This is a genomic window from Leifsonia williamsii, from assembly GCF_030433685.1.
Taxonomy (GTDB): domain Bacteria; phylum Actinomycetota; class Actinomycetes; order Actinomycetales; family Microbacteriaceae; genus Leifsonia; species Leifsonia williamsii.
In genome coordinates this window covers 1,807,970-1,820,649 of sequence record NZ_JAROCF010000001.1, presented here as the reverse complement: position 1 = coordinate 1,820,649, position 12,680 = coordinate 1,807,970, and the positions used below count along the sequence as shown (strand labels likewise).

Sequence of the window (12,680 nt, the reverse complement as noted above, 5' to 3'; positions counted from 1 at the left end):
ACCCGCGGAGTCAGTGCCGCTCCACCGTCGCCGGCTGCGGCTCGGCGCCGCGAGGCGTCCGGGACGGCCAGGCGTGCGCGGGCAGCAGGTCCCAGGCCGCCTCGGCCCGGTGCCGCTTGCGCCAGAGCGCCGCGACCGCCCACGCGAGCACGGCGAAGTACATCAGGTTGCGCAGCGTCAGCACCACGACCAGCGTCGGGTCGAGGGCGAGCAGCCAGTCGTACAGGAACGGGTAGAACACCTGCGTCAGTCCTGCGATGATCCCGACGAGTACGGCCGGCGTGCGGAAGCCGCGGCCCTGGTACGCGAGCCCGATGACCACCGGCGCCGCCAGCCAGGCGACGTACTGCGGCGAGCCGACCTTGTTGAAGGCGATGAAGGCCGTGACGAGCGCCAGCGACAGCTCCGGCAGCACCCGGGTCACCGGCGTGCCGCGCATCACCGCGCGGATGCCGATCAGCACGATGACGACGGCCGACACGGCGAACAGCGGGTTCATCAGCTCGCCCGCCGCCGCGGTTCCGGCACCGCTGACCTGGAACGTGTTGAGGGGCGCGTCGTAATAGACCTGCGCGCCCGGCACGTGGAGCAGCGCCTGCCACATCCAGAAGGTGCTGACCGGTGCCTCCACCTGGATGCCGCGGGCGGTCTGCGCGGTGACGAAGCTGAGCACGTGCATCCCGGCGCCGAAGATCAGCGGCACCGCGACGATGATCAGGGAGGTCGCGACGGCCACCGAGATGATCCGCCACCGGGTGCGGAATGCGACCACGGCGGCGGCCAGAAGCGCGGCGGGCCACACCTTGATCCAGGTGGCGATCGTCAGCACCGCGACCGCGGCCTTCTCGTGCACGGTGAGCCAGAGCAGGCCGATGATCGCGAGCGCCGCCGAGAACGCGTCGAGCCGGCCGACGGCGATCGGGCCGAGCAGCAGGAGGAAAGCCAGCCACCACCACGCAGCGGTGAGCCGCCGTGGCTCCCGGCCCACGATCAGCACGGCGAACGCCGCCGCGTCCACCAGCAGCACCAGCGTCAGCCATCCGCCGACGTAGTTGTCGACCCCGAACAACAGCGGCAGCATGATCGGCACGAGGGCGCCGAACGGGTACACCCAGTCGGTGGTCACGCCGACGACCGAGCTGCCCATCGCAGCCAGCCGCGCCCACGGCTCGTAGACGAAGATCACGTCGCCGAGGCCCTTGCCGCCGATCAGCGCGAGACCGCCGACGACGATGTGCACGAGGAGGAACGCGATCCAGAGGGCGTAGGGGCTCGCCGCGACCCGCCGGAGCATCCCCATGAGGCCTCATCCTAGGGGAACGGCCTACGACGCTCCGGCCGTTACGAGGTCGCGCACGACGGCTGCGAGCTCGCCCGCGATGTCGAGTGCGGCGATCGGCCCGCCGGCCGAGGCGCGCTCCCCCGCACGACCGTGCACCCACGCGGCGGTGGCGGCGAGCGCGGCGAGCGCCTCCAGCGTCTCCTCGCGCGTCCCGGAGAGCTCCTGCTCGTGCGTGGCGACCAGCGCGCCCAGCACGCCGCCGAGCACGTCGCCGCTGCCCGCGGTGGCGAGCCACGGCGGCCCGGCGGTGACCGCCCGGTGCGTCCCGGCGGGGGTCGCGATGTGCGTCGTGTGCCCCTTGAGCAGAACCGTCACCCCGAGGAGGTGGGAGGCGCGCAGCGCCCACCCGCCCGGGTCGTCGGCGATGTCGGCGGCGCTGGGCGCCTGCCCGTCGTCCTCGCCGGCCCTGGCGATCACCCCGGCCAGCTCGCGGTAGTGCGGGGTGATGACAACCGGTCCTGTGGCGTCGCCGACGAGGTCGAGCGCTCCGGCGTCGATCACGAGCGGCGTGCCGTCCTCGATCGCGTGGCGCAGGCGCACGGCGTCGTCCTCCGGCCTGCTGGAGGCGTCCATGCCCGAGCCGATCAGCCACGCCTGCACGCGGCCGGGCGCGGTGACGACCTCCGGGCGGCGGCGCAGCACCTCCTCCGCCGGGCGGGACGCGCCGAGGTAGCGGATCATGCCGACCCCGGTCCGCGCCGCGGCCTCCGTGCCCAGCACCGCGGCTCCCGGGTACAGGTCCGACCCCGTGACGACGCCGAGCACCCCGCGGGTGTACTTGTCGCTCCGCTCATCCGGCACGGCGATCCACTGCGCGGCGTCGCGCTCCTCCCACTGCCTGACCTCGCTCATCGGCACCTCCGTCCCACACCATAGGCCCGTCCGCCCGCGAGGCCCGCTCCCCCGCAGGCCCTGCGGCCGCAATAGGCTGAGCGGCATGAGCAGCAGCGCCTCCGGCAGCCGTCCGATCAGCCTCCCCGGCCGGGTCGTCGTGTTCGACTACGGCGAGGTCATCTCGCTCACCCCCACCGACGAGGACCGCGCGGCGCTGACCGAGCTGGCCGGCGGCGACGCCGACGTGTTCTGGCCCGCCTACTGGCGGCATCGGGCCGCGCTCGACGAGGGCACGCTCAGCATCCAGCAGTACTGGCGCAGCATCGAGCGCGAGCTGGGCGAGCAGTGGGGCGACGCGACCATCCACCGGCTGTGGCTGGCCGACTTCCGCAGCTGGCTCACCGTCGACCGCGACACGCTCGACGTGCTGGTCGACCTGAAGGAGGGTGGGACGCGGCTCGCGCTGCTCTCGAACGCCGGCCGCGACTTCGGCTCGTACTACCGCAACGGCTCGCTCGGCGACCTGTTCGAGAAGGTGTTCGTCAGCGGCGAGCTCGGCACCAGCAAGCCGGGCCCCGACATCTTCCGGCACGTGCTCGAAGAGCTCGGCATCACCGCCGCCGACGCGGTCTTCATCGACAACAAGGAGGAGAACGTGCGCGGGGCCGAGGCCGTCGGCATCACCGGGCATGTCTACACGACCGCGGACGACCTCCGGGCATATCTTCAGTCGCTCGCGGCTTGAATCGGTACATGGTCTCTCTCTTCGATCCCTTCACCCTGCGCGGCGTCACCGCCCGCAACCGCATCTGGGCCTCGCCGATGTGCATGTACTCGGTGCTCGACCAGTCGGGCGTCCCGCAGACGTTCCAGCTGGTGCACCTGGGCGCCATCGCCTCCGGCGGCAGCGGCATCGTGTTCACCGAGGCGACCGCGGTGAGCCCGGAGGGGCGCATCTCCCCGCAGGACACCGGCATCTGGACCGACGAGCAGGCCGACGCCTGGCGCCCGATCACCGCCTTCATCGCCGCGGAGGGCGCCGTGCCCGCCATCCAGCTGGCGCACGCCGGCCGCAAGGCGTCGAGCTGGGCCGCGTGGGGCTTCGAGGGCCGCACCGGCAGCGTCCCCGCGGAGGAGGGAGGCTGGACGCCGGTCGCACCCTCGGCGATCGCCTTCGACGACTTCGCCGTCCCGGTGGAGCTCGACCTCGCCGGCATCGACAAGGTGGTCGCCGACTTCCGTGCCGCCGCGCGCCGCTCCGTCGACGCCGGCTTCCGGGTGCTCGAGATCCACGCCGCCCACGGCTACCTGCTCCACCAGTTCCTCTCGCCGATCGCGAACCACCGCACCGACGAGTACGGCGGGTCGCTCGAGAACCGCGCGCGCCTCCTGCTGCGCATCACCGCGGAGGTCCGCGACGAGATCGGCGACGACGTCCCGCTGTTCATCCGCTTCTCGGGCAGCGACTGGGTCGAGGGAGGCTGGGACGAGCACCAGACCGCGACCGTCGCCGGCTGGGCGCAGGAGGCGGGCGCCGACTTCTTCGACATCTCCAGCGGCGGCATCGCCCCCGGCGTGCGCATCCCCGTCGAGCCGGGCTACCAGGTGCCCTTTGCGCACCACGTGCGCAGCTCGGCCGAGGTCGACGTGAGCGCGGTCGGGCTCATCACCGAGGCCGAGCAGGCCGCGGAGATCGTCGCGAGCGGCCGCGCGGACGCCGTCATGCTGGCGCGCGAACTCCTGCGCGACCCGCACTTCCCGCTGCGGGCCGCACACGAGCTGGGCGTCGAGGTCGGCTACTGGCCGCCGCAGTACCTGCGCGCGAAGTGGCGCACGCGGTCGGTCGCCGGACAGCGCTGACGCGTCCGCCGGTTCAGCTGAGTTCCGTCAGGCAGAGGTAGTTCCCCTCGCTGTCGCGGAACCAGCTGGACCGGCCGCTGCTGTCGGTTGCGATCCCGTTCTCGGTCTTCAGGCCCGGGAAGTCGTAGTCCTCGAAGACCACGCCCTTCTCCCGCAGCGAACCCATCGCGTCCTCGATATCGGGGACGATCCAGCACATCGCGGTGTTCTTCGCCGACCCGGCGTTGGCGGTCTCGTAGATCAGGATCTTCGCGTCCGTGCCCGTCGCGTAGCGGACCCCGGACTCCATCGTGTCCTCCGGCTCCAGCCCGAGCTTGTCGCGGTACCACTGGGTGGCCCGCCGCAGGTCCGAGGCAGGAAGGACGGAGTACGTCACACACGACTCCAACATGAGAGCTCCTCCTCTTCTATCCGGGCGGCATGCTACGCGCGCGGGGACCGCCCGGGGATGCTGGAACGGAGGTTCTAGACAGCGCGACAGAGGGGTCCCGACACGCCGTTCCGAGCTCGGCCGGACGGCGTGTCGGGACCCCTCGACGTGGAACTACCGGCGCCTGGTCGCGTCCTGCACCTCGCCGACGAGCTCCTCGATGATGTCCTCGAGGAACAGCACGCCGGCCGTCGACCCCTCCCCGTCGACCGCGCGCGCCAGGTGGCTGCCCGAGCGGCGCATGGTCGCGAGGGCGTCCTCCAGGTCGCTGTCGACGAAGACGGTGACGAGGCGGCGGATGCGCTTGGCGGGCACCGGCAGCTCGAAGCCGGTCTCCTCCAGGTCGAGCACGTCCTTGAGATGGAGGTAGCCGGTCGGCTCCCCGTCGGCGTCCGGCACCACGTAGCGCGAGAACCCGTGCTTGGCCACGGCCTTCTCGACGTCGGCCGGAGTCGGGTTCGGCGGGAGCGAGATGAGCGTGTCCGGCAGCACCATGACGTCGCGCACCTTCTTCTCGGTGAACTCGAACGCGGCCGTCAGCGCACCGGTCCTGTCCATCAGCACGCCCTCGCGCGTCGACTGGCTGACGATCGTCGCCACCTCGTCGAGCGTGAAGGTGCTCGCGGCCTCGTCCTTCGGCTCCACCCCGAACAGGCGCAGCACGCCGTTGGCGGTCGCGTTGAGCGCGACGATGATCGGGCGCACGGCGCGGCCGATGGCGACGAGCGGAGGCGCGAGCAGCAGAGCGGCCCTGTCCGGCATCGAGAACGAGATGTTCTTCGGCACCATCTCGCCGAACACGACGTGGAGGAACGACACCAGCACCAGCGTCACGATGAAGGCGATCGTGCCGGTGACCTCCTCCGGCAGCCCGGTGAGGTGGAGCGGTCCCTCCAGCAGATGGTGGATGGCCGGCTCCGACACGTTCAGGATCAGCAGGGAGCACACGGTGATGCCGAGCTGGGTCGTCGCCAGCATGAGCGTGGCGTGCTCCATCGCGACCAGCGCGGTCTTGGCGCTGCGCTTGCCGCGCTCGGCCAACGGCTCGATCTGCGAGCGCCGCGCCGAGATGACGGCGAACTCCGCGCCGACGAAGAACGCGTTCACGAGGAGGAGCACCACCAGCCAGGCGATGCCTGCCCAGTCACTCATGGCGCCCCCTCTCGCTCGCGGCCGGGTCCGCGGTGGCGGGCGCCTCCGGGTCCGGCGTGTAGCGGATGCGGTCGACGCGGCGGCCCTCGAGGCGCTCGACGCGCAGCGTCCCGCCCTCGATCGGCACCTCGTCGCCCACCTTCGGGAGGCGGCCGAGCTCGTTCATGACGAAGCCGGCGACGGTCTCGTACGGACCCTCCTCCGGCACGGTGACACCCGCGCGCTCGAGCAGCTCGTCGGGGCGCAGGATGCCGGGGAACGTGATGGAGTCGCGGCCGCGGACCACACCGGCCCGCGTGCGGTCGTGCTCGTCGGCGACCTCGCCCACGATCTCCTCGACCAGGTCCTCGAGGGTCGCGATGCCGGAGGTGCCGCCGTACTCGTCGACCACGACCGCCATCTGGTAGCCCTGGCCGCGGAGCTCGCCGAGCAGCGTCTCCAGGCTCATCGTCTCCGGAACGCGCAGCGCATCCGTCTGCAGCGCGGAGACCGGGACCTTGCTGCGGCGCTCGCGCGGCACGCCGACCGCCTGCTTGACGTGCACGAAGCCGACCACGTCGTCCACGTCGTCGTCGACGACCGGGAAGCGGGAGTAGCCGGTGCGGCGGGCGAGCGCGATCACGGCCTCCGCGGGCTCGGCGCGCTGCACGCTCTCGATGCGCGGGCGCGGCGTCATGACGTCGGAGGCGTTGCGCGACGAGAAGGCCAGCGTGCGGCTGAGCAGGGTCGCGGTGTCGGCCTCCAGCACGCCCGCGCTGGCGGAGCGGCGCACCAGCGACGACAGCTCGTCGGCCGTGCGTGCGCCCGACAGCTCCTCCTTCGGCTCGATGCCGAGCAGGCGCAGGAAGCCGTTCGCGGTGCCGTTGAGAAGCGCGACGAAGGGCCGGAAGACAGTTGTGAACACCGTCTGGAACGGGATCACCAGCTTGGCCGTCGCGAGCGGCAGCGCAAGCGCGAAGTTCTTGGGCACCAGCTCGCCGAGGATCATCGACAGCAGCGTCGCCACGGCGATGGCCACGACGGTCGCGATCGGGGTGACCGCTCCCTCCGGCAGCCCGGTGGCGAGCAGTGGCCCGCGCAGCAGCGAGCTGATCGCGGGCTCCATGGTGTAACCGGTGAGCAGTGTCGTCAGCGTGATGCCGAGCTGCGCGGCCGAGAGGTGCGTCGATGTGATGCGGAGCGCCGCGATCGTCATGCTGAGCCGGGACTCGCCGCGTTCGCGCCGCGCCTCCAGGTCGCCGCGGTCGAGGTTGACCAGCGCGAACTCGCTCGCCACGAAGAGGCCGGTGCCGACGGTCAGCAGGAGGCCGACGGCGAGCATGATCCACTCATAGAGCACGGCGGTCACCCCGCTCGCGGCGGTCGGCGCCCCACGTGCGCGGGCTCAGCGGATGGAATGGGCTATGAGAGGGAGGGTCGTCCATTTCCCGGTCAGTATAGCGACGGCGCCTGTACGGCATGACAGGAATCCGGAGGCGGATTCCCAGCCTCCAGGAACCCCTCGCGGGCCCCTGTCACCAGCTGACGGGCAGCGCCTTGCCCTCCTCGTAGCCGGCAGCCGACTGGATGCCCACGAGCGCCCGCTCATGGAACTCGGCGAGCGTGCGCGCCCCGGCATAGGTGAACGACGACCGCAGGCCGGTCGTGATCATGTCGAGCAGGTCCTCCACCGACGGCCGCAGCGGGTCGAGGTAGATGCGCGAGCTCGAGATGCCCTCGGCGAACAGCGTCTTGCGGGCCAGCTCGAAGGCGTCGAGCCGCTCGAAGCGGCCCTTGACCGCCTTCGTGCTCGCCATGCCCCAGCTCTCCTTGTAGAGCCTGCCCGCCTCGTCGCGCGCGAGCAGCCCCGGCGCCTCGATCGTGCCGGCGAACCAGGAGCCGATCATGACGGAGGCGCCGCCCGCCGCGAGCGCGAGGGCGACGTCGCGCGGGTAGCGCACGCCGCCGTCCGCCCAGACGTGCGCTCCCAGCTCGCGCGCCGCGGCGCTGGTCTCGAGCACCGCGGAGAACTGCGGCCGGCCCACGGCCGTCATCATGCGGGTCGTGCACATCGCGCCGGGGCCGACGCCCACCTTCAGGATGTCGGCGCCCGCCTCCACGAGGTCGCGCACGGCCTGCTCGGTGACGACGTTGCCCGCGGCGATCGGCAGGCCCAGGTTCAGCGCCTTCACCTCGCGGATCGCGCGGCGCATCCCGCCCTGGTCGCCGTGCGCGGTGTCGATGACGAGCACGTCGACGCCGGCGGCGGCCAGCGCCTTCGCCTTGCCGGCGACGTCGCCGTTGATGCCGACCGCCGCGGCGACGCGCAGGCGGCCGTCGGCGTCGAGGGCGGGCTGGTAGATGGTGGAGCGCAGGGCGCTGCGGCGGCTGAGCGTCCCGACGACCCTGCCGTGGTCGAGTACGGGGGCGAAGTCGATGCCGGCGGCGTCCATGACCGCGAAGGCGGCCTTGCCGTCGGTGAGATCCTCCGCGTCGAGCGAGGTCAGCGCGCCGTGCAGCAGGTCGCCGATGCGGGCGTCGGGGAGCGCGGAGCCGAGCTGGCTCGACGCGAGGCAGCCGAGGTAGTCGCCGCCAGGGCCCTGCACGACGATGCCGTGCCCCTCCACGGCCGGGATGCGGCGCAGCACGTCGGCGACGGTCTCGTCGGGGTGCGCGTCGTACGGGGTGTCGAAGGCGACGGGCTGCGCCTTCACCCAACGGATCGCCTCGTCGAGGTCCTGCAGGTGCATGTCCTGCGGAAGAACGCCCAGTCCGCCCCTGCGGGCGAGGGTCGCTGCGAGGCGCTTGCCCGTCACCGAGTTCATGTTCGCGGAGACGATCGGGATCGTCGCGCCGGTGCCGTCGTTCGGGGCGAGCGATACGTCGAGCCGGCTGGTGACGTCCGACCGCGAGGGGACGAGGAAGACGTCCGAGTAGGTGAGGTCGTGGCGGGGCGACGTTCCATAGAACTGCATGGGAATAACGGTATCGCTCCGCGCTGGACGCAGGCACGGAGGCGGCGATGGGATTAGGCTTGAATCTCGGATGGAAGCGGGCGCCACGAGCTGCCCGATCGGACGAAAATCAACGGAGAGTGGGCGATCGGCTGTGTCGAGCCAATTGACCGGAGTGGGAACCGACGACGGATCGTCGGGCGAGTTCGGAGCCAACGAATGGCTGGTGGATGAGCTGTACGAGCAGTTCGTCCACGACCGCAACTCGGTCGACAAGTCCTGGTGGCCGATCCTCGAGAGCTACCAGCCGACGGTGAAGGAGGACGGCGCCGAGTCGTCGACCCCCGCACCCGGAGAGACGCCGACCGAGACGCCGGCGCCGACCCCCGCAGAGCCGACAGCGCCGACGCCCGCCGAGCCCGTCGCACCGACCCCGGCCGAGCCGACGGTCCCGACCCCGGCCGAGCCGACCACCCCCGCGCAGCCGTCGACCCCTGTCGACCCGACGACGCAGGCCGCGCCCGCCGCACCCGCCACCGCGAACGGCGAGCCCCGCCCGATCACGACGCCCATCCCGATCATCGGCCAGCAGCCGGTCGCGCGGACGACCTCCGTCGCGCCGAAGCCGCAGCCCGTCCCCGCCGAGGCGCCCGTCACCTCCCCCAACGCGGTCGCCGAGCCGGCCGAGGAGGACAAGGTCACCCCGCTGCGCGGCATGGCCAAGTCGCTCGCCACCAACATGGACGCCTCGCTCACGGTCCCGACCGCGACCAGCGTGCGCACCATCCCGGCCAAGCTGATGATCGACAACCGCATCGTCATCAACAACCACCTGAAGCGCGCCCGCGGCGGCAAGGTCTCGTTCACACATCTGATCGGCTGGGCGCTCATCCAGGCGCTCAAGCAGTTCCCGAGCCAGAACGTGTTCTACGAGGAGGTCGACGGCAAGCCCTCCGTCGTCGCCCCCGCGCACATCAACCTCGGCATCGCGATCGACATCCCCAAGCCAGACGGCTCGCGCGCGCTGCTCGTCCCGAGCATCAAGCGCGCAGACACGATGGCGTTCGGCGAGTACCTCGCCGCCTACGAGGACCTGGTGTCGAAGGCCCGCAACAACAAGCTGACGGCCGGCGACTTCGCCGGCACCACGATCTCGCTCACCAACCCGGGCGGCATCGGCACGGTCCACTCCGTGCCGCGGCTGATGAAGGGCCAGGGCTGCATCATCGGCGCCGGCGCCCTCGAGTACCCGGCCGAGTTCCAGGGCTCCAGCGAGAAGACGCTCGCCGGCCTCGCGATCGGCAAGACGATCACGCTGACCAGCACCTACGACCACCGCGTCATCCAGGGCGCCGGCTCCGGCGAGTTCCTCAAGATCGTGCACGAGCTGCTGATCGGCAAGCGGAGCTTCTACGAGGACATCTTCGCCGAGCTGCGCATCCCGTACTCCCCCATCCACTGGAACCCGGACATCAGCGTCGACCTGGCGAGCGCCGTCGACAAGACCGCCCGCGTCCAGGAGCTCATCAACTCGTACCGCGTGCGCGGCCACCTCATGGCCGACATCGACCCGCTCGAGTACCAGCAGCGCTCGCACCCCGACCTCGAGATCGAGAACCACGGCCTCACCTTCTGGGACCTCGACCGCGAGTTCGTCACCGGCAAGTTCGGCGGCGACCGCCGCACGATGAAGCTGCGCGACATCCTGGGCGTGCTCCGCGACTCCTACTGCCGCACGGTCGGCATCGAGTACATGCACATCCAGGACCCGGCCCAGCGCGAGTGGTTCCAGCAGAAGCTGGAGCGCCCCTACGAGAAGCCGACCCACGACGAGCAGCTGCGCATCATGGGCAAGCTCAACGAGGCCGAGGCGTTCGAGACCTTCCTGCAGACCAAGTACGTCGGCCAGAAGCGGTTCAGCCTCGAAGGCGGCGAGTCCACGATCGCGCTCCTCGACACGATCCTCCAGGGCGCGGCAGAGGCCGAGCTCGACGAGGTCGCGATCGGCATGGCGCACCGCGGCCGCCTCAACGTGCTGACGAACATCGCCGGCAAGACCTACGGCCAGATCTTCCGCGAGTTCGAGGGCACCCAGGACCCGCGCACGGTCCAGGGCTCCGGCGACGTCAAGTACCACCTCGGCACCGAGGGCACGTTCAAGGGCGCGAACGGCGAGGAGATCCCGGTCTACCTCGCGGCCAACCCCTCCCATCTGGAGGCGGTCGACGGCGTGCTCGAGGGCATCGTCCGCGCCAAGCAGGACCGTCGCCCGGCGGGAACGTTCCTCACCCTGCCGATCCTCATCCACGGCGACGCCGCGATGGCCGGACAGGGCATCGTGGTCGAGCAGATGCAGATGTCGCAGCTGCGGGCGTACCGCACCGGCGGCACCATCCACGTCAACATCAACAACCAGGTCGGCTTCACCACGCCTCCCGGCGAGGGCCGCACGTCGGTGTACTCGACCGACGTGGCGAAGACCATCCAGGCGCCGATCTTCCACGTGAACGGCGACGACCCGGAGGCCGTGGTGCGCGTCGCGCAGCTCGCCTTCGAGTACCGCCAGGAGTTCAAGCGCGACGTCGTCATCGACCTGATCTGCTACCGCCGCCGCGGTCACAACGAGGGCGACGACCCGTCGATGACGCAGCCGCTCATGTACAACCTCATCGAGGCCAAGCGCTCCGTGCGCCGCCTCTACACCGAGGCCCTCGTCGGCCGCGGCGACATCACCGAGGAGGAGTACGAGCAGGCGCACAAGGACTTCCAGGAGCGCCTGGAGCGCGCCTTCATGGAGACGCACGCCGCGCAGACCAACTCGACGCCGGTCATCGGCGGCGACGGCGCGGAGGACCTGGAGGCCCCCACGGCCCAGCAGTCCGACGACAACGTCGGCGAGCCGGACACCACCGCGGTGAGCGCGCAGGTCATCCAGTTGATCGGCGACGCGTTCAACAACCCGCCCGCGGGCTTCACGGTCCACCCCAAGCTCCAGCAGCTGCTCAACAAGCGCAGCGACATGAGCCGCAACGGCAACATCGACTGGGGCTTCGGCGAGCTGCTCGCCCTCGGCACCCTGCTGATCGAGGGCACCCCGGTGCGCCTCGCCGGCCAGGACGCCCGCCGCGGCACGTTCGTGCAGCGCCACGCGGTTCTGCACGACCGGCAGAACGGCCAGGAGTGGCTGCCGCTGGCCAACCTCAGCGACAACCAGGCGAAGTTCTGGATCTACGACTCTCTGCTCAGCGAGTACGCGGCCATGGGCTTCGAGTACGGCTACTCGGTCGAGCGGCCCGACGCCCTGGTGCTGTGGGAGGCGCAGTTCGGCGACTTCGCGAACGGCGCCCAGATCATCATCGACGAGTTCATCTCGTCCGCCGAGCAGAAGTGGGGCCAGCGCTCGTCGCTGGTGCTGCTCCTCCCCCACGGCTACGAGGGTCAGGGGCCCGACCACTCCAGCGCCCGCATCGAGCGGTACCTGCAGCTGTGCGCCGAGAACAACATGACCGTCGCGCGGCCGTCGACCCCGGCGTCGTACTTCCACCTGCTGCGCCGCCAGGCGTACGCCCGACCCCGCCGCCCGCTGGTCGTCTTCACCCCGAAGGCGATGCTGCGGCTCCGCGGGGCGTCGAGCGACGTCGCCGACTTCACGTCGGGCCGCTTCGAGCCGGTGATCGACGACAAGCGGATCAGCGACAAGGGCGCCGTGAAGCGCGTCCTGCTCATGGCCGGCAAGCTCTACTACGACCTCCTCAACGAGCTCGAGAAGAACCCGAACCCCGAGATCGCGCTGGTCCGGGTGGAGCAGTTCTACCCGCTGCCCGGCGACGAGCTGAAGGCGGTCGTCGACTCCTACCCCGACGCCGAACTGGTGTGGGTGCAGGACGAGCCCGAGAACCAGGGCGCCTGGCCGTACATGATCCTGGAGACCTCCAAGCTGGGCCCGCGCCCGCTCGGCGTCGTCTCGCGTCCGCCGTCGGCCTCCCCGGCCGCTGGCTCGGCCAAGCGCCACGCCCAGGAGCAGTCGCTGCTCATCCAGCGGGCGCTGACGCTCTAGCCACGGCCGAACGCACGCACGAGAGCCCCGGCTCCGACCAGACACCTGGTCAGGGCCGGGGCTCTCGGCGTA

9 protein-coding genes are annotated in these 12,680 nt (G+C 71.1%); 3 read left to right on the top strand and 6 right to left on the bottom strand.

The features are described from left to right. Positions 1-10: 10 nt before the first annotated feature. On the bottom strand, positions 11-1,300 hold the full coding sequence (locus P5G50_RS08485; protein WP_301210960.1) for a hypothetical protein: 1,290 nt from the start codon (positions 1,298-1,300) through the stop codon (positions 11-13). A 24-nt stretch (positions 1,301-1,324) separates the two neighbouring features. Further along, entirely contained in the window at positions 1,325-2,194 is an 870-nt protein-coding gene (locus tag P5G50_RS08480; RefSeq protein WP_301210961.1) for an ADP-dependent NAD(P)H-hydrate dehydratase, read from the bottom strand. 85 nt (positions 2,195-2,279) lie between these two features. On the opposite strand from P5G50_RS08480, the gene P5G50_RS08475 reads away from it, so the two are divergent. Then, on the top strand, positions 2,280-2,921 hold the full coding sequence (locus P5G50_RS08475; protein ID WP_301210963.1) for an HAD family hydrolase: 642 nt from the start codon (positions 2,280-2,282) through the stop codon (positions 2,919-2,921). 8 nt (positions 2,922-2,929) lie between these two features. Further along, positions 2,930-4,036: an NADH:flavin oxidoreductase/NADH oxidase gene (locus tag P5G50_RS08470; RefSeq protein WP_301210964.1), complete on the top strand. Its 1,107-nt coding sequence runs from the start codon at positions 2,930-2,932 to the stop codon at positions 4,034-4,036. A gap of 13 nt (positions 4,037-4,049) precedes the next feature. Here the strand turns inward: P5G50_RS08470 and P5G50_RS08465 are convergent, their stop codons facing one another. The 4 genes from P5G50_RS08465 to guaB1 form a co-directional block, all read right to left on the bottom strand. Continuing rightward, positions 4,050-4,427: a VOC family protein gene (locus tag P5G50_RS08465; RefSeq protein ID WP_301210966.1), complete on the bottom strand. Its 378-nt coding sequence runs from the start codon at positions 4,425-4,427 to the stop codon at positions 4,050-4,052. A gap of 153 nt (positions 4,428-4,580) precedes the next feature. Further along, positions 4,581-5,618: a hemolysin family protein gene (locus P5G50_RS08460; protein ID WP_301210969.1), complete on the bottom strand. Its 1,038-nt coding sequence runs from the start codon at positions 5,616-5,618 to the stop codon at positions 4,581-4,583. Further along, on the bottom strand, positions 5,611-6,939 hold the full coding sequence (locus tag P5G50_RS08455) for a hemolysin family protein (protein WP_301211406.1): 1,329 nt from the start codon (positions 6,937-6,939) through the stop codon (positions 5,611-5,613). Before P5G50_RS08455 ends, P5G50_RS08460 begins: the two co-directional genes overlap by 8 nt. Before the next feature lie 193 nt (positions 6,940-7,132). Then, positions 7,133-8,572, bottom strand: a complete 1,440-nt coding sequence (guaB1, locus tag P5G50_RS08450) for a GMP reductase (RefSeq protein ID WP_301210970.1) — start codon at positions 8,570-8,572, stop codon at positions 7,133-7,135. A 133-nt stretch (positions 8,573-8,705) separates the two neighbouring features. Here guaB1 and P5G50_RS08445 point away from each other — a divergent pair, with 133 nt between their 5' ends. Beyond that, positions 8,706-12,608 (top strand): multifunctional oxoglutarate decarboxylase/oxoglutarate dehydrogenase thiamine pyrophosphate-binding subunit/dihydrolipoyllysine-residue succinyltransferase subunit, encoded by a 3,903-nt coding sequence (locus tag P5G50_RS08445; RefSeq protein ID WP_301210973.1) that lies wholly within the window; start codon positions 8,706-8,708, stop codon positions 12,606-12,608. Positions 12,609-12,680 lie beyond the last annotated feature (72 nt).